Origin of the sequence: Acinetobacter sp. yr461 (assembly GCF_900110445.1) — a bacterium.
GTDB classification, from domain to species: Bacteria; Pseudomonadota; Gammaproteobacteria; order Pseudomonadales; family Moraxellaceae; genus Acinetobacter; species Acinetobacter calcoaceticus.
On record NZ_FODU01000005.1, the window covers coordinates 17,193 to 39,793 of the forward strand.

17 protein-coding genes, 2 tRNA genes and 2 pseudogenes are annotated in these 22,601 nt (G+C 37.7%); 8 read left to right on the plus strand and 13 right to left on the minus strand.

Translation table 11 applies throughout. The features are described 5' to 3' along the window. Positions 1–101 precede the first annotated feature (101 nt). From BMW38_RS19605 to BMW38_RS09520, 5 genes and pseudogenes are all read right to left on the minus strand, one after another. Positions 102–176 (minus strand): annotated as a pseudogene (locus BMW38_RS19605) (hypothetical protein); the annotation flags it as partial. Positions 177–275: 99 nt separating this feature from the next. Further along, positions 276–566, minus strand: coding sequence for a hypothetical protein (locus tag BMW38_RS09505; RefSeq protein ID WP_244524342.1), 291 nt, complete (start codon positions 564–566; stop codon positions 276–278). Between the two features lie 222 nt (positions 567–788). Further along, positions 789–1,715, minus strand: a complete 927-nt coding sequence (locus BMW38_RS09510; protein ID WP_092707487.1) for an aminoglycoside phosphotransferase family protein — start codon at positions 1,713–1,715, stop codon at positions 789–791. A gap of 353 nt (positions 1,716–2,068) precedes the next feature. Further along, on the minus strand, positions 2,069–2,392 hold the full coding sequence (locus tag BMW38_RS09515; RefSeq protein WP_092707736.1) for a hypothetical protein: 324 nt from the start codon (positions 2,390–2,392) through the stop codon (positions 2,069–2,071). 304 nt (positions 2,393–2,696) lie between these two features. Continuing rightward, positions 2,697–3,587 carry a LysR family transcriptional regulator gene (locus BMW38_RS09520; RefSeq protein WP_092707489.1) on the minus strand — a complete coding sequence of 297 codons (891 nt, stop codon included), beginning with the start codon at positions 3,585–3,587 and terminating at the stop codon, positions 2,697–2,699. Positions 3,588–3,726: 139 nt separating this feature from the next. Here BMW38_RS09520 and BMW38_RS09525 point away from each other — a divergent pair, with 139 nt between their 5' ends. Next, positions 3,727–4,473, plus strand: a complete 747-nt coding sequence (locus BMW38_RS09525) for an SDR family oxidoreductase (RefSeq protein WP_092707491.1) — start codon at positions 3,727–3,729, stop codon at positions 4,471–4,473. 213 nt (positions 4,474–4,686) lie between these two features. Beyond that, positions 4,687–4,764: pseudogene (locus tag BMW38_RS19715) on the plus strand (glutathione S-transferase family protein); the annotation flags it as partial. Between the two features lie 433 nt (positions 4,765–5,197). On the opposite strand, the gene BMW38_RS09530 reads toward BMW38_RS19715, so the two are convergent. After that, a tRNA-Ser gene (locus BMW38_RS09530) sits at positions 5,198–5,287 on the minus strand. Between the two features lie 86 nt (positions 5,288–5,373). Then, a complete protein-coding gene (locus tag BMW38_RS09535) occupies positions 5,374–7,404 on the minus strand; it encodes an NADPH-dependent 2,4-dienoyl-CoA reductase (protein WP_092707493.1) in 2,031 nt (676 codons plus the stop codon). Positions 7,405–7,850: 446 nt separating this feature from the next. Here BMW38_RS09535 and argG point away from each other — a divergent pair, with 446 nt between their 5' ends. Continuing rightward, the gene (argG, locus tag BMW38_RS09540) at positions 7,851–9,209 is read left to right on the plus strand and encodes an argininosuccinate synthase (protein WP_080595329.1); all 1,359 of its coding nucleotides are present in this window, start codon (positions 7,851–7,853) and stop codon (positions 9,207–9,209) included. Between the two features lie 62 nt (positions 9,210–9,271). On the opposite strand, the gene BMW38_RS09545 is transcribed toward argG, so the two are convergent. Beyond that, on the minus strand, positions 9,272–10,534 hold the full coding sequence (locus tag BMW38_RS09545; RefSeq protein ID WP_092707495.1) for a GGDEF domain-containing protein: 1,263 nt from the start codon (positions 10,532–10,534) through the stop codon (positions 9,272–9,274). Between the two features lie 149 nt (positions 10,535–10,683). Between BMW38_RS09545 and pyrC the strand changes: the two genes are divergently transcribed. From pyrC to BMW38_RS09570, 5 genes are all read left to right on the plus strand, one after another. After that, positions 10,684–11,718 carry a dihydroorotase gene (pyrC, locus tag BMW38_RS09550; RefSeq protein ID WP_092707497.1) on the plus strand — a complete coding sequence of 345 codons (1,035 nt, stop codon included), beginning with the start codon at positions 10,684–10,686 and terminating at the stop codon, positions 11,716–11,718. Continuing rightward, positions 11,703–12,365 (plus strand): ribonuclease T, encoded by a 663-nt coding sequence (rnt, locus tag BMW38_RS09555; protein WP_004641888.1) that lies wholly within the window; start codon positions 11,703–11,705, stop codon positions 12,363–12,365. Before pyrC ends, rnt begins: the two co-directional genes overlap by 16 nt. Positions 12,366–12,383: 18 nt before the next feature. Next, positions 12,384–12,459 (plus strand) — tRNA-Glu (locus tag BMW38_RS09560). Between the two features lie 183 nt (positions 12,460–12,642). Then, positions 12,643–14,757 carry a TonB-dependent siderophore receptor gene (locus BMW38_RS09565; RefSeq protein WP_092707499.1) on the plus strand — a complete coding sequence of 705 codons (2,115 nt, stop codon included), beginning with the start codon at positions 12,643–12,645 and terminating at the stop codon, positions 14,755–14,757. A gap of 214 nt (positions 14,758–14,971) precedes the next feature. Then, entirely contained in the window at positions 14,972–15,655 is a 684-nt protein-coding gene (locus BMW38_RS09570) for a glutathione binding-like protein (RefSeq protein ID WP_092707501.1), read from the plus strand. 5 nt (positions 15,656–15,660) lie between these two features. Here the strand turns inward: BMW38_RS09570 and BMW38_RS09575 are convergent, their stop codons facing one another. The 5 genes from BMW38_RS09575 to BMW38_RS09595 all read right to left on the minus strand — a co-directional run bounded on the left by BMW38_RS09575 (position 15,661) and on the right by BMW38_RS09595 (position 22,590). After that, a complete protein-coding gene (locus tag BMW38_RS09575; RefSeq protein WP_004641875.1) occupies positions 15,661–16,905 on the minus strand; it encodes an NADH:flavin oxidoreductase/NADH oxidase family protein in 1,245 nt (414 codons plus the stop codon). 185 nt (positions 16,906–17,090) lie between these two features. Further along, a complete protein-coding gene (locus BMW38_RS09580; RefSeq protein WP_092707503.1) occupies positions 17,091–18,686 on the minus strand; it encodes an ABC transporter ATP-binding protein in 1,596 nt (531 codons plus the stop codon). Beyond that, positions 18,661–19,671 carry an ABC transporter permease gene (locus tag BMW38_RS09585; RefSeq protein ID WP_092707505.1) on the minus strand — a complete coding sequence of 337 codons (1,011 nt, stop codon included), beginning with the start codon at positions 19,669–19,671 and terminating at the stop codon, positions 18,661–18,663. The genes BMW38_RS09580 and BMW38_RS09585 overlap by 26 nt, the downstream gene beginning before the upstream one ends. Next, on the minus strand, positions 19,671–20,723 hold the full coding sequence (locus BMW38_RS09590; RefSeq protein WP_213031134.1) for a microcin C ABC transporter permease YejB: 1,053 nt from the start codon (positions 20,721–20,723) through the stop codon (positions 19,671–19,673). Before BMW38_RS09590 ends, BMW38_RS09585 begins: the two co-directional genes overlap by 1 nt. 31 nt (positions 20,724–20,754) lie before the next feature. Next, positions 20,755–22,590 carry an extracellular solute-binding protein gene (locus BMW38_RS09595; RefSeq protein ID WP_213031135.1) on the minus strand — a complete coding sequence of 612 codons (1,836 nt, stop codon included), beginning with the start codon at positions 22,588–22,590 and terminating at the stop codon, positions 20,755–20,757. Positions 22,591–22,601 lie beyond the last annotated feature (11 nt).

A 22,601-nucleotide genomic window follows, 5' to 3' on the forward strand; every position in this document is an offset into this window, starting at 1 on the left:
AATCTAAATCTGGCTAACTCAATCCAAATTTTTATATGGATTTCTAACTACTAAAACTTTTTTTTAAAGGCACCCAAAATAATTTATAGGTGCTACAAATTCTATTTAGTGAATTTATGGTCTTTAGGAAGTGGAGCATCACATGGTTGATCCGTTTTTACATTGACCATTATGAGGGTGCAATTAACTACAAAATATAAAATTATAGTTTTGAGATGTTCATCTTAGTTAATGAGTATATAAAATTGAGAAGATAAGAATAAATTATTTACAGATCAATCTGTTAGAGAGACAAAAAAATCATCAACAATATTATAATCCATATCAAAAACAGTCTTATAATATGCTATTTTCAAATTATCCAAAGATAAAATATCTATCTTACAAACATAAACCAATACTTCATATAAATCAGCATCTACTCTAATATTATCAAATTTAAAAACTAGAGAATTAACATCTTCAAAAATATCTAAATCATAAGCATTATTTTCATTTAAAATTTTTCTCAGACTTTCCAATGAAATTCTTTCAATTAAAATTTTGTTCATTTCAGATTTTTTCATAAAATAGACTTAAGTAGTTTATTTTTCACTATCATAATTGAACCTATAAAACATATTCACGCCGAACTAATAGCTTTAATTCCCCTAGTTGCATTATCTGAAAACTGATGCATTTTTTCTAATTTTAGTTTTAAGATTATCACCTTTCAAAAAGATTTTTGAGAATTTCTAATAAAACTTTTTCAATTAAAAACTAGTAGTAGCTATAGAACTAGGAATTTACTAAAAACCTGTTCGTAACTCATTTAATACTATTCTTAATGCTCTAATTGCCGAAGCTCTAAAGATAGTATTACCCTCAATAGGCTTATTTTTATCTGTCCATGCTATTGCTGCAAGACATTGAATCCCTACATAGCATAGGAATTCTCTTTGAGGTACTACATCCCCATAAGTCATTTCCCACCCTCGTAAAAAAGCATTTCTTAACTCTAAATCAGAGAAATCTATATCAACCCAAACCATCTTCGCTAAATCATAAACTGCATCGCCAATACGAGCAGCCTCAAAATCTAAAACACCCGAAATTTTATTACTGCTATTTGCAAGAATATTGCGGCTAATATAGTCACAATGTAAGAGACTAAACTGAGTTGGTTCCCGTAAATCTTTGCAATATAAAAGCAGCTCACTCAACTCATAACTAAATTCTTGATAATCTGGTTTTAATGGATCAACACGTGACATCCACTTTGATATCATTAGTTCCAAATGTTCATTCCATAAAATTGGACTCTTCGAAGCGCTATCTCGCGCCTGCCAAAATCTCATCTCAAATAAACGCGAAGAATTAATCGTTCGGTGAAAGCTTCCTAAAGTTGATCCTGCGGATTTTAGTAATAATAGTTTTTCTATTCTTGAGCAATTTTTTAATATGTTATTGACTGGCTGCCCTTCTAACGCACTCATTACAATAACAAAATAATTTTCCCATTCAAATTTATTTAATACTTTTGGAGCTAGTGAAAACGCCGCAAGCTCATCCAATATTTCACAATATCTGTCATTATCTACTTTACGCGTATACGCTTTTACAAAGACCTCTCCTTGAGTAGTTTGTGCTTTGTATACAGAAGCACCATCTCTATGAGTAACTAAACTCAATGTATCTGCTTGAATTCTGCTGAGTAAGCCATCTAAATTTTTCATAATATTTTATTAAATATAAAACTCATAATTTATATTTATTATGTGCTAAAGAATACAGATAAAAAAAGCCCTTATTATTAATACTCCCTCACCCATCTTTACCTTATGATCAATTAGCAGAATTTGTTCAGCACATTCACCAGAAAGATGGAGTGGAAGCTGCTTATTTATGTGGAGCCTATCTTGAAAAACGTAAGCGATAAGGGAGGATTGGGCTAATTTCTGTAATGTGCAATCAGCATAAATTGTATAAATTAAGCCTCCAGCCCTTTGATGACCGAAGGCTTCTCGAATTCATTCCAATAATTGGTTTTAAAAGGCGCAGGCAAAATAATTTATAGGCTCTACAAGTTCTATTTAGTGAATTTATGATCTTTAGGAAGTGGAGCATCACATGGTTGATCCGTCTTTATATTAACCATTTTCACAGGTCCATCATTGTAGATTGTTACCTTACAGCCTTTTACGACATATTCCTGTTGAATTCCACCATACATTTCATCCTCAGAAACAGCAGATGCAACATCACAAGCCTCGTCAGCACGGCATGCAGCCTTTTCTTCACCAACCTCTACAGCTTCTGCTCCAGCTGCTTCCATTGCGTCTACAGCACTCTCGTGCACTTCAGCATCTACAGCCTGTATCTTTGCTGCATATGTATTTGAAAGATTCATCATAAGAAAAACTACAAGAAAGAACTTACTACAGTGATTTATTAAATTCATGAATTATCCATATCTATTAATTTAAATTCAGTACATACCAAGATCGATTTTACTTTGCAAGTTAAGTAAAGGGGTTAGTTTTATAATGCGGTTGATACTAATACTGCCTTAAGAGCAAATTATTAGTATCGGAATATTCTACAATATGTATTTTAAAAGTATGACAATAACAAGACATGATTCATGAGATAATTTCAGCATTCACTGAATTTCATTATGTGCAAAATCATATCTATATTTTGTCTTAGTGTTTTTATTATCTAGTATTAAATGCAGAAGTTTTTTCAAATATTTCAGCTACAAAATCCATGAAAGCAATAGCCCTTTTAGGAAGAAATCGACCAGCTAAATAAACTATTTGAATGGGAACAGGGGGCGGTGCGTAGTCATTTAATATTAACTGTAAATTGCCACTTTTTAGACCATCTTCAAATAGCCATTTTGGCCCATAAGCAATTCCTAATCCAGCATTAACACACTCCCGAATAGCCTCAGGAGAATTTACTCGAAGCCTACCTGAAACTGATACATCCTTATCGTGGAATTGCCATGTTGTACCTGTCGACAATAATGTATAAACCAAACAATCATGTTTACTCAAATCATTAGGTATTATAGGAATACCATGTTTAGCCAAATATTGATTACTCGCGACACATACTCGCTTAAATGATCCTAGATGCCGAGCACGCATGGAACTATCTTGTAAATGCCCAATCCTTATCGCCAACTCAACTCCTTCATCAACCAAATTTACATAACGATCATTAAACTGTAAATCTAACGTTAGTTCTGGATAGAGCTCTAAAAATTTAGATAAATGTGGCACTAAAAATGTATGTGCTAACGCAGTAGGACATGCAACACGTAAAACTCCTGAAGGAACAATATTGCCCTTAAATGAAGATTCTGATTCTTCCACTGCGTCAAGAATACGTCTAGCTTCAAGATAATAGCTTTCTCCTTCAGGAGTAAGAGAAAGTTTACGAGTAGTTCGCTGAAGCAACCTAGTATTTAAATACTCTTCTAGTGCTGCGACATAACGACTAACGTTTGGTTGACCTAAATCTAAATCACGCCCTGCAGCTGAAAAACTTCCTGTCTCAACAGCACGGACAAAACAAGTCATGAGCAGTAATCTATCCATAAATCATCCTTTATTCATGCAATTTAAGCATGAAATATATTCTATATTTATATCTTATCAAGTTTTTTACATGAATATATAGTTTGTATTCGATCGGTCAACATATAAACCTATCTTAAAAAATCTAAAGGAAACCTATATGTCTAGATTAAGTGGAAAACGCACTCTCATTACAGGCGGTACAAGTGGTATTGGTCTTGAAACAGCAAAACACTTTTTATCTGAAGGTGCACAAGTAATCGTTACTGGTATAAACCCAGAATCAATCGAAAATGCAAAGTCCGAGCTTGGAAGCGAAGTTTTAGTCTTAAAAGCAGATTCATCTAATATCACCGCACAGAGGGAATTAGCACAAACCATTCAAAATCATTATGGAAAGTTAGATGTCGCCTTTCTGAATGCAGGCATATCGGTATGGCTTCCAATTGAAGAATGGACAGAAGAAATGTTTAATCGTTCTTTTGATATCAATGTCAAAGGACCATACTTTTTAATGCAAGCATTGTTACCAGTCTTTGCCAATCCAGCTTCAGTAATTCTTAATACATCAGTAAGCGCTCATCTCGGTGCACCCAACTCATCAGTTTACGGTGCAACCAAAGCAGCTTTATTGAATATGTCAAAAACACTTTCAAGTGAACTAATTAATCGTGGTATTCGAATTAATGCTGTCAGCCCCGGTCCAGTGGATACTCCATTATACGATAAGCTTGGTATTCCTGATGCTTATCGTGAACAATTGAATAAAGATATCATTGCAACGATTCCATTTGGTCGTTTCGGTACACCACAAGAAGTTGCGAGTGCAGTATTATATTTAGCGTCAGACGAATCTAGATGGACAATTGGTTCTGAAATTATTGTCGATGGTGGTCGCTCTCTTTAATCAAATTCTTGATTAAAAATTTTATTATTTGTTGAAATAACAAACTATTTCTTTCCCCAAGTCCCTACATCTTAGTAGTGGCTTGGCTGAATCTTATTAGGTACTTTAAGTGAATAATTCATCGTTGACTTTAATTAGTCATCATTTATGTCCCTTTGTACAACGTACTGCTATCATTTTGCTTGAAAAAATATAACATTTCAGTGAATTAACATTAACCTTCAAGATAAACCAGACTGGTTTCTGATTATATTTCCAACGGGAAAAGTTCCATTAATAAAAGTATTAGATAGCTATTAAAAAGAAAATATTCTTTTTGAAAGTGTCGCAATCTGTGAATATATTGAGTAAACATACACTTTAAAAGACACAGAATATCTTCATTAAGAATAGTCAGGAAACTACTGCAAGCTCAAACAGGCGAAAAGCAGCATCACCTACCAAACACCCCATGACAGATCAAGATAATCTCAATCAAAAGGATGATCATGACTATAAACAATAAGAATAAGAATAAGAATAAGATCAAAAAGTAGGTTTACAGTACATTTACACAAGGATTTGTTCTGTAAGAGCTCAACCCAAACTAAATTTATCTATTACCCAAAGCCATCTGAATTATTCTTATTTTGACTATTCCAATCCAAATTTTTATATGAGTTTCTAAGTACTAAAAAATATACACATAAAAAAAGCCCCTGCTTTCACAGGGGCTTTTCGAATTTGGCGGAAGCGGTGAGATTCGAACTCACGGAGGACTCACACCCTCGTCGGTTTTCAAGACCGGTGCATTAAACCGCTCTGCCACGCTTCCATGTGCGTAAGAATACAAAGCTTATTCATTTTATTCAAGAAAAAAATCATCGCTTTGTGTTCAAGTGGGTATTGTTTCATCAAATATTACAATCGAGCAGCTAATTCTGCTCCTTCTTTGATCGCACGCTTCGCATCTAGCTCTGCTGCGAGCTTTGCACCACCAATAATGTAGTAGTTCGCTATAGTCGACTCACCTTCTTTTGGCATCAAGTCTTTTACAGACTCTTGACCCGCACACACCACAATCGTATCGACACGTAAAAGCTGGTCTTGACCATTATGCTCAATCCAAAGACCTTCATCAGTGACTGCTTTATATTGCACACCACGGAGCATACGCACGCCATGCTTTTTAAGCTGTGCACGGTGTACCCAACCTGAAGTCTTGCCAAGACCAATTCCTAATGGCGTAGTCTTACGTTGCAGTAAATAAATCTGGCGAACTGGAGCTTCAATCTGAGCAGGTTGTATGCCTCCCTCAGAAATATAGTCAGGATTTGGGTCTATCCCCCATTCACGTTGCCAATCTGCTAAAGGTTGAGGCTGTGGTTGATGTGGAGGTTTAAGTAAAAACTCAGACACATCAAAACCAATACCGCCTGCCCCAATCACTGCAACTTTTTGTCCAACTTCTGCGCCTTTTAAAACCTGAGCATAAGAAAGGACTTGTGGTGCATTGCTTCCTTCAATTTTTAGTGCACGAGGGATTACACCTGTTGCAACAATCACTTCATCAAAACCTTCACGTTCAAGCTGCTCACGGTTCACGCGAGTATTTAAACGTACATCCACCCCTGTTTTTTCGAGTTGGACTTTAAAGTAGCGAATCGTTTCGTGAAACTCTTCTTTACCCGGCACTACCTTGGCAAAGTTGAACTGACCACCCACATCTGAAGTCGCTTCAAACAAAGTAACCGCATGACCACGGCTCGCCGCAACGGTTGCTGCTGACATACCCGCAACCCCGCCACCGACAACTGCAATACGTTTAGGCTGCTTGGTTTTTAAATAGACCAGTTCAGTTTCATGACCTGCACGCGGGTTCACTAAACAAGACACACGCTTATTTTTAAAAGCATGGTCTAAACAGGCTTGGTTACAAGCAATACAGGTATTAATTTCATCAACACGGTTAGTCGCTGTTTTATTTACCCAAAAAGCATCGGCCAATAATGGACGTGCCATTTGAACCATATCTGCTTTACCACTTGCCAAAATTTCTTCAGCAGTTTCAGGCATGTTAATACGGTTCGACGCAATAATCGGAATAGAAATATGTTGTTTTACATGAGCCGTGTAATCGACAAAAGCTGCGCGAGGCACAGACGTTACAATGGTCGGAACACGGGCTTCATGCCAGCCAATGCCGGTATTTAATAAAGTTACACCTGCCTTTTCTAGAGCTTTGGCAACAATCACGACTTCTTGCATGGTATTACCATCGTGCACAAGGTCGAGTAAAGACAAGCGGAAACAAATAATAAATTTCTCGCCAACTTTTGCACGAATAGCCTTAACAATCTCGACCGGAAAACGCATACGGTTTTCAATTTCACCGCCCCAACGATCAGTACGTTGGTTTACGTGGCTACTTAAAAACTGGTTAATTAAATAACCTTCAGAACCCATAATTTCGACACCGTCATAACCTGCTTTTTTGGCAATGTCGGCGCACTGTGCATAATCTTCAATTGTGCTAAGAATATTTTTTTCAGAAAGCTGGCGTGGTTTAAATGGCGAAATTGGAGATTTAATGGCTGTTGAAGACACAACGAACGGTTGGTAACCATATCGTCCTGCATGCAAGATTTGCATTAAGATTTTAGAGCCATGTTTATGAACAGCATGCGTTACCAGACGGTGCTGAGGAACATCAAATAGACTGTTCATGGTCCCACCAGCAGGTGCTAACCATCCTTGACGGTTCGGTGAAATACCACCAGTCACAATCAGGCCAACCCCACCTTTGGCACGCTCTTCAAAATAAGCAGCTAGTTTTGGGTAATTATAGAAACGATCTTCTAAGCCCGTATGCATGGATCCCATCACCACACGGTTTTTAATAGTGGTAAAGCCTAAATGTAATGGTTTTAATAGATTGGCGTAACTTGTCATGCTGCGTCCCAATAGTTTTTTGCAACTTGTTGCATAGTACTTTAATACTTTTTTTCCGCTTTTGGATGACCCAGTAAAGAAATTTATTGGAGCTTATGGTCAATCCATAAAAACCAATCGTATTGCTTTTATTTAATAACACTAATGAAATCTGGTTCTTTCTCCAATTTATATAATAAAAACTGCATAATCACGCCAAGAATGATGACACTTCATATTCATCCTATTTTCTTTTTAAGTCATTAAAAGTCTTTTCTTATTTGGACAACAATACTTCGTTCACCTCTTATCATTCTATAAATACGCTTAGATTTTTTATGAAATTAAAACTTCATATCACAACGAGTGAATTAATGCTTTTTTTGCCAAAAAAAGCACCATGAATAGTGCTACAATAGCCGCCATTCAGAATTCTCGAGACCACCTACACGGGGTCTTTTTTATAAATGTTAGGATTAGCAATGACTGATAATGCAACTATCTTGCAGCATGTACCAGTAGGCAAAAAAGTTGGGATTGCCTTCTCCGGAGGCCTAGACACTTCAGCTGCTCTATTGTGGATGAAACAAAAAGGCGCAGAGCCTTATGCATACACTGCAAACTTAGGCCAGCCTGATGAAGATGACTACGATGCAATTCCAAAGAAAGCAGAACAATACGGCGCTGTAAAAGCTCGCTTAATTGACTGCCGCTTACAACTTGCGCTCGAAGGTATTGCTGCAATTCAGTGTGGTGCATTCCATATCAGTACAGGTGGTGTTCCTTATTTCAATACGACTCCATTGGGTCGTGCAGTAACAGGTACAATGTTAGTTACTGCAATGAAAGAAGATGACGTAAACATCTGGGGTGATGGTTCAACTTATAAAGGTAACGATATTGAACGTTTCTATCGTTATGGTTTGTTGACCAACCCGAATCTTAAAATTTACAAACCTTGGTTAGATCAAAACTTCATCGATGAACTCGGTGGCCGTGCTGAAATGTCACAGTTCCTGATCGACAACGGTTTTGACTACAAAATGTCAAAAGAAAAAGCGTATTCAACTGACTCAAACATGTTGGGTGCAACTCACGAAGCAAAAGATCTTGAATACTTAAATGCTGGTATCAAAATCGTTGACCCAATTATGGGCGTTGCTTTCTGGAAAGATGAAGTTGAAATCAAACCAGAAGAAGTGACTGTACGCTTTGAAGAAGGTGTGCCTGTTGCATTAAACGGTCAAACTTTTGACAATCCGGTTGAGCTTATTCTTGAAGCAAACCGTATTGGTGGTCGTCATGGTCTAGGTATGTCTGACCAAATCGAAAACCGTATTATCGAAGCGAAATCTCGTGGTATTTATGAAGCACCGGGTATGGCTCTTCTTCATATTGCTTATGAGCGTTTGGTTACTGGTATTCACAACGAAGATACGATCGAACAATACCGCATTAACGGTTTACGTTTAGGTCGTTTACTTTACCAAGGTCGTTGGTTCGACTCTCAAGCACTTATGTTGCGTGAAACTGCACAGCGTTGGGTTGCTAAAGCGGTTACTGGTGAAGTTACGCTTGAACTTCGTCGTGGTAATGACTACACCATCATGAATACTGAATCTCCGAACTTAACGTACGAAGCTGAACGTTTAACAATGGAAAAAGGCGATTCAATGTTCTCGCCTATGGACCGTATTGGTCAGTTGACTATGCGTAACCTCGACATTACCGATACACGTGCAAAACTTGAGATCTATACAGATGCTGGTTTGCTTTCAATCGGTCAAGGTTCTGCTGTGCCACAACTCGATAGCAAGAAAAAATAATTTTTCTTAGCTCATAAAAAAGCCACCTACAAAGGTGGCTTTTTTATTTTAAACGTTTGAGCTTAAGCAATTTCTGGTAACTGCAAAGGCTGATAATAAATCTGATTACGTCCAAGCTCCTTTGCCCGATATAAAGCTTGATCGGCAGCATGAATTAAATTTTCCTGAGTTACTCTTAAGCCTTCCGTATAAACAGTAAAACCTAAACTAATGGTCACATGCTTAGAAACTAATGATGCAGCATGAGGAATCGCTTGACGTTCTATAGCTTTATAAATATTGGCAGCCACAGCATATGCACCTTGAGCCGGAGTTTTTGGTAAAAGAACCACAAATTCCTCTCCGCCATAACGGGCAACAAAATCAACATGACGAATCGAATTTTTAATTGCAGAGGCAATAGATGAGATGACTTTGTCCCCCATCTGGTGCCCATAAAAATCGTTATAGTTTTTAAAAAAATCGATATCAATAAATAAAACTGCCAATGGACGTTGTTCTTGCTTTGCCCGATAGTAAAAAAAGTCGAACATCTCATCGAAAGTGCGTCGATTAGAAATTTTAGTGAGCGCATCTTGCTGACTTAAATGAAGCAACTCAGATGCCTCAATACGTAAAATCTGTTCGTTAAGCTCAGCAAGCTGATTATTTAAAAAAAGGCTTCTTTCTCTAGATGTGAGCATCGTGCTAATTGAAAAACCTAAAATACAGCTCCCAAACAGTGCTCTTCCCAAAGCAATATAGTCACAATTTGCTTGCAATAAAATCAATAGAGAAAAAACACAAATGGCTGCGATCAAACCGACATAAAGCATATGTAAAGGCTTTATACCGCTCAAGATAAAGCCAAGCATATATAAAAAAGAAAGTAGTAACATCGACTGATTTTTAAGGGCGATATTTCCTACACTAAGAAGCAACATTGCATTGACAATAATGGTAAAAAATACAATCCCGCACGCAGCAATATAAAAATATTCAGAGAGTTTTTTAAACTTGGCAAAAACCCAAAATAACAGTAGCGCACCGGCAATATTAATTGCACTTAATATGCAGTAAATAAAATCCCAAGTTATGTAAGGTACACCTATCACCAAATAGTCTGTAGGTAGCGCTAGCAAAATAAAAATAAGATAGGTTAGAACACCACTTGCTAAAAATTTTGAGATATTTTGTTTTGTTCGCTCAAGATTTAAGCACCAGAATTTTTTTTCTAATTGATGAGGCAAAGGTGTATTGGCATAACGATGGGTATGTAAAGTTACCAGATATTCTATTTCTTCTTTTGCTTTGAGTAATTCATGTACATTTCCCCTATTTACCACTACCCGTTTCCTGCCTCTTACACATTAACAAAATATAACATTATTTTTTAACGCCTCTTGCGCTTTATTTTGCCATTTGTCCGTAATTCTCGTTACCATTTTCACACTTTATCGATTATCATTTGTTTTATTTCGAAGTTTGAACTGCCTTGGACTCTATTACCCTGCTCCAGCCAGATGATTGGCATGCACATTTACGTGATGGTTTAGCATTAAAACGTACCGTACCTGATTTGGCTAAACAGTTTGCTCGTGCGATCTGTATGCCAAACCTTGTTCCGCCAGTAAAAACTGTGGAAGAAGCATTGGCTTACCGTGAACGTATTCTTGCTCATGTTCCAGAGGGTCTCAATTTTGACCCACGTATGGTGCTTTATTTTACTGACTTCACCTCCCCAGACGAAGTTCGTAAAATTAAAGAATCTGCACATGTAAATGCAATTAAACTTTACCCAGCGGGTGCGACCACCAACTCTGATAACGGTGTAAGTGACATTCGTAAGGTTTATGCAGTTATTGAGCAATTAGAAGAGCATCAAGTTCCGTTACTACTTCATGGTGAAGTAACTCATAACCACGTCGATATTTTTGACCGTGAAAAACGTTTCCTTGATGAAGTACTCAACCCGCTTTTAAAACAGTTTCCAAAACTTAAAGTGGTGCTTGAGCACATTACCACAAGCGATGCGGCTCATTTTGTTTTAGAACATGACCGTAATGTTGCTGCAACAATCACGCCTCAGCATTTATTATTTAACCGTAACGACATGCTGGTCGGTGGTATTAAACCGCATTTCTATTGTTTACCAATTTTAAAGCGCCAAACACACCAAACAACTTTGCTTGAAGTTGCAACGAGTGGTAATCCTAAATTTTTCTTAGGTACAGACAGTGCACCGCACTCGCAAGATGCAAAAGAAAATGCGTGTGGCTGTGCGGGCTGTTATAGTGCACCAAATGCAATTGAGCTTTATGCCCAAGCATTTGACCAAGTAGGCAAATTAGAACGCCTAGAAGGCTTTGCAAGCCACTTTGGTGCAGACTTTTACGGTCTACCACGTAATACTTCTACTATTACCTTGGTAAAAGAAGATAATCTTGTACCAGAATCTTTTGATTATTTAGATGATCAAAAAATTATCCCGCTGCATGCCGGGAAAACGCTGCAATGGAGAAAAGTGTGACACAAGAAACCTCTGTCCCGGTCATTGGCCAACGTTTTCGTGGCTTCTTACCTGTTGTTGTTGACGTTGAAACGGCAGGTTTTAATGCCCAGACAGATGCATTGCTAGAAATTGCGTGCATTCCAATTGTGTATGATGCTCAGGGGCAATTTGTCCCTGGTCCAGCATTTCATGCACACATTAACCCGTTCGAAGGGGCTAACCTCGACCGCCGTTCGCTAGACTTTATTGGTATTGATCCATTCAATCCAATGCGTATGGCAATGGCTGAAGATGAACGAACTGCATTACGCCGTATTTTTAAATCAGTCAATGACGTTCGTAAACAACAACATTGTACCCATGCAGTGTTGGTTGGTCATAACGCCCATTTTGATCTTGGTTTTGTTCAAGCAGCGATTGCTCGTACAAGCACAAAAAACCAGAACCCATTTCATAGTTTTTCAGTCATGGATACGGTTACTTTAAGTGCTGTTATGTTTGGACAAACTGTCCTTGCCAAAGCCTGTATTCAAGCTGGAATTGAGTTCGATGGTAAAGAAGCACACTCTGCTTTATACGATACTCAGAAAACTGCTGAACTGTTTTGCTATATTTTGAACAAACTGTCTCCTTACCTACTTGACAGTTTGGTGGCGGCTTCTTAAGATACCGCCATCCTCAACGTCCCTATCGTCTAGAGGCCTAGGACATCGCCCTTTCACGGCGGTAACCGGGGTTCGAATCCCCGTAGGGACGCCATTATTCTATTCTTATAAAATTTCTTTTTATTTTCTTAACATTCTATTTATTTTTTAACCCCTCTTATTTTCAAATAAAATACATTTGTATTTAAATATCACTGATTCAATATTTCTTTTACACACATTTACAATATAATAATTCTTATTTTTATACTGATATTTATTATCAAACAGGTTTTAAATGGATCTTAAGCTTCGCCTCCTCTCCCTAAGCATTGCTCAAATCTGCTGTTTATCAACTGCTTTTGCAGAAACAGATAGTTCTTCAACGACTCTTGCTACCATTAAAATTAAAGCTCAACAAGCATCTGACCAAACGTACAAAGTCGATAGCTCGAGTAGCGCAACACGTAGTGAAATTGCATTAAAAGATACGCCACAATCAGTGAGTGTTGTAACTCAAAAGGTAATTGAAGATATTGGTGCGACACGCTTAATTGAAGCCCTTGATTTAGCAGGTGGCGTTGGACGAGCGAATAACTTTGGTGGTCAAGGCTTAACTGGTTTTAACCTTCGTGGTTTCACCAGTGGTGAATTTTATCGTAACGGATTCCCAATTAACCGTGGTTATCCAAATGCACCAGATAGCAACACAATTGAACGTATAGACGTTTTACGTGGCCCCTCTTCTAGCTTATATGGTCGTGGTGATCCTGGCGGTACGTTTAACTTAATTTCTAAAACACCGAAGTCTGAGCAACAAACCACTTTAGGTGCTCAGCTTAACAGTGAAGGTTTATACCGTACCACTGTAGACACTACAGGTACGATACCAAATGCAGAAAATATCGGTTATCGCCTAAATGTGATTGCAGAAGGTGGTGATAGTTATCGTGACCATGTCGAATCCAAACGTTATGGAATTGCTCCAGTCATTCAATGGCAAGCGACTGACGCTACTAAAGTCACTTTTGAAGCCGATATTTTACGCAACCAGCATCCGCTTGACCGTGGGCATACTCGTTATCCTACACAAAAGTCTTTTAACAGTTCACCAGAAACCTATTTGTGGGAAACAGGTAAATATAACAACCGAATCTACAATGATAACAACATGACTCAATTACGAGTCGAACATGACCTTGGAAATGACTGGAAGCTCAATGCGGGTGTGCAATACTTAAATGGCAAATTGCATGGCTATGCAGTAGAAGCAAATGGCATTCAAAATGACGGCGAAACTTTAGGCCGAAATTACAACTACCGTGAGTTAAAATGGCAAGACACTGATGCACAAATTAACCTAACTGGTAATTTCCAACTTTTAGGTTTAGCACACACCTTGGTGACTGGGCTTGAATATGAAAACTATGATTACAAGTCATATATTATTCGCTCAAGTGGAGATATCGGTAGCTACCCTATTAATATTAATGATCCTGTTTTAGGACAACCTCTACCTGAACTTAATCGTGTGACCACCCATGATCGTGAAAATTTAAAAACAACAGCCATTTTTGTACAAGACCAAATCGATTTAAATGAACGTTTAAGTGCTTTATTGGGTTTACGCTTTGAGCACTATGAGCATGACTATAAAAACCTATTACCGAATACTACAAATTGGAATACCAGTCATGATGCCTTTATTCCCCGTTTAGGGTTAGTTTTTAAAGCCCGTGATGATCTTTCAATCTACAGTAATGCTGCAAAATCATTTAAACCAAACACTGGCGCTAGTCGCAATGGAGAAGGTTTTGACCCTGAAGAAGGCATCGCTTACGAGTTAGGTTTTAAATGGCAAGCATTAGACAATATGTTGTCGGTTGACTCTGCTATTTTTTATGCTGAAAAAGAAAATGTATTAACTATCGATCCTATTGATTCAGCCTATAAGGTTTCTGCTGGTGAAGTTCGTAGTCGTGGTATTGAGCTAAATATTGCAGGGCAAATTACACCTGCTTGGAAAATTATTGGTGGATACGCATATACAGATGCTGAAGTGATTAAAGACAACACTTTGCAAAAAGGAACGTCTTTAGCCAATATTCCAAAGAACAGTTTTAACCTTTTAAATATTTATGAATTTCAGGGTGGAGCTTTACAAGGTTTAGGTCTAGGGGTTAATCAAAAATATATTGATAAGCGTGCAGGACAAACAGCCAATAGTACCTACACAATGAAAGGCTATGCGGTTACAGATTTAGTTTCTTATTATCAAGCAACACCAAAACTTCGTCTTAACTTAGATTTGAAGAATATTTTTGATAGAACTTATGATGAAAGTGCCTTTAATTTATATGCTTATCCGGGCGAACCACGTACCGTTCAGTTTGGCATGAGCTATACGTTCTAACTTGAAAATATAAAAATCCTTTCACGGAGATAACCCAAGTTCTAATCCCATAAGGATGTCAAACTCTAAAAAGCCACTGCATTTTTAAGGCAGTGGCTTTTTATTGATCTTCTCTCATAAAAATATAATCTTTTGATTTATAAATACTTTATTATACTTAAGTTGTCTTCTGTCCTATACTAAGAGTAGATCAAAACTATAATTTGAACATGACATGCAAATTCGATTATTTCATCTACAAAATTCACGCTCTCAACGCATTATTTGGTTTTTAGAAGAATTAGGACTCAATTATGAGCTCATTATTAAATATCATTCAGATGTAGACGAAAATAAAAACTCACCCCACCAATTATCAAAATTTCCTACTATCGAAATCATTGAAAAAGGAGAGATTTCAATCTTAGCTGAAACCTCAGCAATCTTAGATTACTTATCTCATTTACATCCCCAATTGGGACAGAACAATTTATTAAGCCAGCATCTCCAAAATTTTTATTATTGGAAAAATTATTGTGAGGCGACATTCATTCCCGATTTGGTACTCAAACAAATCTTTCACCAAATTGCGCAACGTACACCTTTTCCAATCCGTTTCATTCCTAAACTTTTAAAATATGGATTTGATCAAGGCTATCTCAATCAATCATTACAACGACAAATGAACATGATTGATAAACATTTAGAGCATCACTTATGGTTTGCTGGAGATCAGTTTACTATTGCTGATATTTTGATGTGGTTTCCATTACTGGCTTGCTCACAAAATTACAGCCAGTTTAAACATATACAACGTTACCTTGCCCAAATAGAAAACAGACCTGCCTTTAAGAATGCTTTAATTAAAGGTCAATGGTCTGCTTCTACATTTAACGCTTACTGGACTATTGCATGGTAATTAATTTATGCAGATTTACGTGAATTCACGCGACCTTTTACCACAGCTTTAATATTGCCTTTGGCATAATTAAAAAAGACGACTAGTGGTGAAAGTTTTGGATTTGGCTTTTTGCCTTTACCAATGGTCTTAAATTGAGCGGCATACCAAATAATTTCCATAATTGCCATTTTATCGACAAAAGGTAGGCCTGTTTTAATTGGTTTTACTGCGTAGCGTACGTCCTGCCCTGCAATTAAACGGTCTGTTAAATCAGTCTCAACTGCAAGCGGACGCGCAATACCAATAAAATCACAAGCCCCACTTGCGAGTGCTGCATTCATTCCTTCTACAGTACGGAATCCACCTGTCACCATGAGTTTACATTTAACGTGTTGGCGGATCTTTTCAGCAAAATCTAAAAAGTATGCTTCACGAGCAATTGTACTTGTCTTGCGCTTGTCAGCTTTAGCCCCAGCCATGGCAGGTGCTTCATAAGTGCCGCCTGAAATCTCAATCAAATCAATGCCAGCTTCATCGATCGCTTTAAATACTGAAATCACATCTTCTTCAGTAATTCCACCACGTTGGAAATCGGCAGAGTTCAGTTTGACTGAAATGATAAAATTCTCGGAAGTTGCTTCACGTACAGCTTTATAAACTTCCAATAAAAAGCGTGTACGGTTTTCAACTGAACCACCCCACTGGTCTGTGCGCTTATTCGTTAAAGGTGATAAGAACTGACTAATCAAATACCCATGCGCACCATGTAATTGCACCCCTTCAAAACCTGCTTTTTCACAAATACGTGCAGCGGTTGCAAATCGATTAATGATATCTAGAATTTCATCATGAGTTAATTCACGTGGCGTTCCAAACATAGTCGCTAAAGCTGGACTAAATGGTACTGCTGACGGCGCGACAGTCTCTTTATTTAATCCTTTTGGACACTGACGTCCTGGGTGGGACAATTGAATCAACTGCACCATTCCATATTTTTTACCTAATGCTGCCCACTCTTTTAAGCGCTCTAAATCCCGTTCGGTTTCAATAACAACAACACCGGGTTCATTTTTTGCACCCACATTGACCATGACGTTGCCTGTGATTGCACAGCCAAGCCCACCTTTTGCCCATGCCCCATATAAGCCTAAATGTAAGTCATTTGGTTGACCTTCATAATTTGCAAGCGCCTCACTCATTGCACCTTTAATAATTCGGTTTTTGAATGTGGTATTGCGAATTGTGATGGGTTGAGCAATCTGGTTCATGGTTAATCTCTTTTTAGTTTTTAGAGCAATTACTCTAATTTAGATGAGTTATAGGGCATGTCAAGTCATAATCGATAACTGACAATAGCATATGTCAATTTTAAAGAATATAAAAATATGCAACTTTTTGCATAAAAATCAAAAATAAATTATTCCATTTAAAAACAATTGATTAATGATTTAATTTAAAAGTTTGCTTTAATTAATTGTCTTGTATATTCAGTTTTAGGCTTAGAAAACAACAGTTCAGTTTTCTGATATTCAACAACTTGTGCATGGCGCAATACCATGACTTTATGGCACAACGATTTGACTATATTTAGATCATGGCTAATAAAGATGTAGCTCAAATGTTCAGTTTTCTGTAATTGGCGTAAAAGCTTAATGATAGCTTTTTGCGTGGTTCGATCTAATGCAGAAGTGGGTTCATCCAAAATTAAAAGTTTCGGCTGAATCACTAAAGCTCTTGCCAAAGCAACCCGTTGACGTTGTCCTCCAGAGAGTTCGTGTGGGTAACGATGTTGAAAATCTTCAGGCAGTTCAACCTTATTAAGCACAGATTTAACTTGCTCTGGAATCTGACTGTTCAATACTTCTTTTACTTTTAAACCTTCAGCAATAATCTGCCCAACCGTCATTCGGGGGTTCAAACTACCAAACGGATCTTGGAATACAAGTTGGAAATCAGATCTCGCCAAACGTAAAGCTTTGGGAGCCAACTGATTCAAATCTTGTCCTAAAAAATTAATCCGCCCTTCACTTTTAATGAGCCGCACTAAAGCCAGAGCCAAAGATGACTTTCCAGCGCCACTTTCACCAACGACCCCAAGTGACTCACCTTGAGCAAGATCAAAACTTAGACCCTCTATTGCAGTCACATAGCCCTGAACGCGATTGAAAATACCTTTTCTAATTGGGAATTGCACGCTGAGTTGTTGAACGGACAAAATATTATTTTCTATTTCAAGAGATTCTGCATTTCCAAAATCATGTTCTAATAATTGCTGTGTATAAGCGGATTTAGGATTTGCAAAAATCTGGCTAAGCTCACCTTGCTCTACAACACACCCACGTTGCAATACAACCAGTTCATCAGCATATTGACGTACCAAATTTAAGTCATGGCTAATTAAAATAAGTGCCATTCCATATTTTGATTGTAAAGATTTTAAGAGTTCTAAAATCTGGATCTGTAAAATTACATCAAGTGCTGTAGTCGGCTCATCAGCAATCAAAATTTTGGGTTGCAGTGCCAATGTCATGGCAATCATGACACGTTGCCTTTGACCGCCAGAAAGCTCATGCGGATAGCGTTTTAAAATCTGTTCTGGCTCACTAATTCCGACATCTGTGAGTAACTCAATGACTTGTTGTCGAACATCCTTTTTACTCAAACCTAATAAAACAAGGTTTTCACCTACAATCTTTTCAACCTGATGTAGTGGATTTAAAGCCGTGGCAGGTTCTTGAAAAATCATGGCAATTTGTTGGCCACGGACATTGGATTGAGCTTTTTCATCTAGCTCAAGAATATTTTGGGAACCAATCCAAACGCGACCTGTTATTTCTAATTTTTCTTGTAGTAAGCCCATGATTGCTAAACAGCTAATCGATTTACCTGAACCACTCTCGCCCACAATAGCCAGTGTTTCCCCTTCATTAAGCTGCACATTAAGGTCTTCTAACAAAATCTTTTGATCTAGCGTTTGAATCGAAAGATGTTCAATCTTCAACAATGCAGAAGTAACATTTGTATTATTTTCTTGGGTCAAAAGCATCACGAGCAGCCTCCCCAATATAAATTAAAAGTGAAAGAACAATAGCCAGACTAAAAAAACCTGAAATCGCTAGCCATGGTGCATCTAAATTATTTTTACCTTGTAGCAATAACTCCCCTAACGATGCTGCATCGGGTGGTAAACCATAGCCTAAAAAATCAAGAGCAGTTAAGGCACTAATATTAGTTGTTAAAATGAATGGTAATTGGGACAAGCTCGAACTGATTGCATTCGGCAAAATATGCTTAAAAATAACAACGCGATCAGTCACTCCTAACACTTGAGCAGCACGAACATAATCAAGCTGGCGAGCTTTTAAAAATTCTGCCCTGACAATCCCCACTAAAACTGTCCAGCCAAAAAACAACATAATAAAAAACAACCAATATACGTTTGGAACAAACATGCTGACCAAAATCATGACCATAAAAAGCATGGGTAAGCCATTCCAGACTTCAACCAAACGTTGTCCCAATAAATCTACCCAACCGCCATAGTAACCTTGAATGGCGCCCACAGTAATGCCAAACAAAGCGGAACAAAAAGTTAAGGCCAAACCAAAAAGTAAAGATACTCTTAAACCATAGAGAATACGGGCAAGAACATCCCTACCCTGATCGTCAGTTCCTAACCAGTTCTGCTTGGAGGGTGGTGATGGCACAGGAACTGCTAAATCTAAATTGGGAGTTTGATATGAAAATTTAATAAGTGGCCAGACTGCCCATCCTTGAGCATGAATAAGTTCTTGCACAGCCGGATCTTTATAATCTGCTTCTGTTTCAAACACGCCACCAAACGTCGTTTCTGGATATGTATTAAACACAGGTAAATAATAGGAATCTTCATACTTCACTAGTAAGGGCTTATCGTTAGCAATCAACTCCGCAGCTAATGACAAAAGCAAAATTAGACTAAATAAAATAAAGCTGGCCCAACCTAATTTATGTTGTCTAAAACGTTGTAACCGTGTGCGCACAATCAAAGACATTATTTGCCTCCTTGTGCGTCAAAGTGAATCCGAGGATCAATCCATTGGTACAACACATCACAAATGAGACGTAAGATTAGACTAAATAAAGTAAAGAAAAATAAGACGCCAAAAATAACAGGATAGTCCCGCTGGAGAATGGCTTCAAAGCCCAACAACCCCACACCATCTAAATGAAAAATAATTTCTACAAAGAGATTACCCACAAAGAAAATACCTGCCAATACTTCTGGCAGCCCTGCGAGCACGACTAAAATAGCATTACGAAATACATGCTTATATAAGACTTGCTGGCTATTCAATCCTTTTGCATAAGCAGCTAAAACATAGGGTTTATTGAGTTCTTCTAAAAACGAATATTTAGTTAAATACGTTAAACTGGCAAAACCGCCTAATACCATCGTAATAAGTGGCAAAGTCATATGCCATAAATAGTCGGTAACTTTGCCCCAAAGACTGAGTTGATGAAAATTATCTGACACAAGATTTTGTAATGGAAACCATTGAAAATAAGAGCCGCCTGCAAAAAAAACCACAAGCAAAATAGCGAATACAAAACTTGGTACGGCATATCCCACCACAAGTACTAACGAAGTGGAGCGATCAAACCATGAACCTTGCTGTCTGGCCTTCTTAATACCAAGCGGAATAGAAATTAAATAAATCAGAAAAGTACTTACCAGCCCAAGCGAAATAGAAACAGGCATTTTGTCCCACAGCAATTGCACGACTGGTTTATCTTTAAAAAAACTCTGTCCAAAATCTAAAGTTAAATAGCCTTTTAACATGAGGAAAAAGCGTTCCGGAGCAGATCGATCAAAACCATACTGCGCCTTAATTTGTTCAACCATTTCAGGGCTTAAACCTTGAGCACCCTGATAATAAGTCTCTGCACTTAATGCACGTCCAATTCCCAAATCACCTTCAGCTTGATGTATTGCTTGCTCAACTGGCCCCCCCGGTGCAATTTGCACAACCACAAAGTTAATCAATAAAATGACAAACAATGTGGGAATCATTAAAAGAAGTCGCTTGAGAATATATGAACCCATATAACAGGATTTCCTTTATGGCAGGTGCTTTTTATTGTTGATGTAAATATTTAGCAACTTTTTTGGCTTTGTTTGCATCACTCCACCAATAATCTATTCCAGACGAAAGTGCTGGTTTAGTTTTAGGTTGTTGATACATATTCCAATAAGCATACCAGTTTTCACCTTTACCATAGGTCGGAATTTGATAATAACCAGCCCTCAGTAATCGATCGAGAATACGAGTATAAATAATCTGTTGTTCACGATTTTTGCTTGCCACTAATTTTAAAATGACCTGATCTATTACGGGGTTGCGAATACCCGCATAATTATAATTTCCATCTTGTACTGCCGCGATGCTCCCCCAAAACTGAGTTTGCTCATTGCCCGGATTAAGAGATTGCGGCAGATTGATCGTAGTCATATCAAAGTCATAACGGCGGGTGCGCTCTAAATATTGAGGAGCGTCGACTTGACGTAAATTAACTTGAACACCGAGTTTTTTAAGATTACGGACAAAGGGCATTAATGTTCGTTGCTTACCATCTTGTTGAATTAAAAACTCAAGCTGAACTTTTTTCCCTTCAGGCGTAAATAGCTGCCCATCTTTAACTTTATAACCAGCCTCTATAAGCAGCTGCCGCGCAATTAATAAATTTTGACGGTTAAATCCACTCGCATCCGACACTGGGTATTTCCAATCTGCTAAAACACCCTTTTGCATTATTGGAGATAACTTAGGCAGCAATGGTTTCAATATTGCTAATTCAGTTTTCGAAGGCTGACCCGTTGCAGCCAATTCGCTATTTTCAAAATAACTTTGAAGGCGTTGATATTGACCATAAAACAAAGCTTTATTCTGCCATTCAAAGTCATAGGCATAGGTTAAGGCTTGTCTAAAACGAATATCATTTAAGGGTTTTCGTCGTGTGTTAAAGACATAACTTTCGGTGGCGATGGGGTTATGGTGACGGAACTTATATTGAGTAACTAACCCTGTTTTTACTGCCGGAAAACGATAATCTGTTACCCATTTTTTGGGGTTAGTTTCTTCATGCAAGGTGTATTGCCCAGATTTAAACCCTTCAAAAGCAATATCCCAATTTCGATAATAGACATATTTTAAACGATCAAAATTATAGCGCCCCTTATTAATAGGCAAATCTTTTGCCCAATAATTCAGATTTCTTTTATAACTAATGCTTCTACCTGCATCAACTCGTTCAACCACATAAGGTCCCGAGCCAACAATAGGTTGTAGAGTAATTCGGCTAAAGTCTCTTTGTTGCCAATCTGTTTTTGAATAAATCGGCAAGGTTGCCAAAATAAAAGGCATTTTAGGATTATGCGTAGACTTAAAACTAAACTTTACTTGATGGGCATTTATTACTTCTGTTTTTGCCAAATCAGCAAGGTACATCTGCAAACCTAAATTGGACTTACTCTGATATGCATCAAAACTAAATTTAACATCTGCCGCAGTGACTGGCTGTCCATTACTAAAACGCGCATTAGGGTTTAAATAGAAAGTAACAGACTGCGTTTTTTCTGGGTCATACGTAACTTTCTCTGCCAAAAGAGGATATAAAACCCCGACTTCATCTAGCGATTGGGTCATTAAAGTATCAAAAAGATAATTAACACCTTCTGTCGCATTCCCCTTACCATTCATACTATTGAGGTTATCAAAAGTTCCTTGAGCTGCCTGACTTAACAAACCACCTTTAGGTGCATTAGGGTTTGCATATGGCATAGCCATCATTCCCAAATATTTAGGCTTGGAATGAATCGCTATATATGAAGTGGTTTGCTGTGCAGAAAAAACAGCATGAGAAACGACACTGAGCCCGACTAGCAGACTCAGTTGAAAATATGATTTATGCATAAGTTACTAAT

What these genes read in the sequence shown, in the direction of transcription:
- BMW38_RS09515 (WP_092707736.1), bottom strand. Translation starts at nt 2,392, where the DNA reads ATGATGAATCTTTCAAATACATATGCAGCAAAGATACAGGCTGTAGAT.
- rnt (WP_004641888.1), top strand. Translation starts at nt 11,703, where the DNA reads ATGGAGAAAAGTGTGACACAAGAAACCTCTGTCCCGGTCATTGGCCAA.
- BMW38_RS09575 (WP_004641875.1), bottom strand. Translation starts at nt 16,905, where the DNA reads ATGAACCAGATTGCTCAACCCATCACAATTCGCAATACCACATTCAAA.
- BMW38_RS09595 (WP_213031135.1), bottom strand. Translation starts at nt 22,590, where the DNA reads ATGCATAAATCATATTTTCAACTGAGTCTGCTAGTCGGGCTCAGTGTC.
- BMW38_RS09590 (WP_213031134.1), bottom strand. Translation starts at nt 20,723, where the DNA reads ATGGGTTCATATATTCTCAAGCGACTTCTTTTAATGATTCCCACATTG.
- argG (WP_080595329.1), top strand. Translation starts at nt 7,851, where the DNA reads ATGTTAGGATTAGCAATGACTGATAATGCAACTATCTTGCAGCATGTA.
- BMW38_RS09505 (WP_244524342.1), bottom strand. Translation starts at nt 566, where the DNA reads ATGAAAAAATCTGAAATGAACAAAATTTTAATTGAAAGAATTTCATTG.
- BMW38_RS09570 (WP_092707501.1), top strand. Translation starts at nt 14,972, where the DNA reads ATGCAAATTCGATTATTTCATCTACAAAATTCACGCTCTCAACGCATT.
- BMW38_RS09510 (WP_092707487.1), bottom strand. Translation starts at nt 1,715, where the DNA reads ATGAAAAATTTAGATGGCTTACTCAGCAGAATTCAAGCAGATACATTG.
- BMW38_RS09565 (WP_092707499.1), top strand. Translation starts at nt 12,643, where the DNA reads ATGGATCTTAAGCTTCGCCTCCTCTCCCTAAGCATTGCTCAAATCTGC.
- BMW38_RS09520 (WP_092707489.1), bottom strand. Translation starts at nt 3,587, where the DNA reads ATGGATAGATTACTGCTCATGACTTGTTTTGTCCGTGCTGTTGAGACA.
- BMW38_RS09525 (WP_092707491.1), top strand. Translation starts at nt 3,727, where the DNA reads ATGTCTAGATTAAGTGGAAAACGCACTCTCATTACAGGCGGTACAAGT.
- BMW38_RS09535 (WP_092707493.1), bottom strand. Translation starts at nt 7,404, where the DNA reads ATGACAAGTTACGCCAATCTATTAAAACCATTACATTTAGGCTTTACC.
- BMW38_RS09585 (WP_092707505.1), bottom strand. Translation starts at nt 19,671, where the DNA reads ATGTCTTTGATTGTGCGCACACGGTTACAACGTTTTAGACAACATAAA.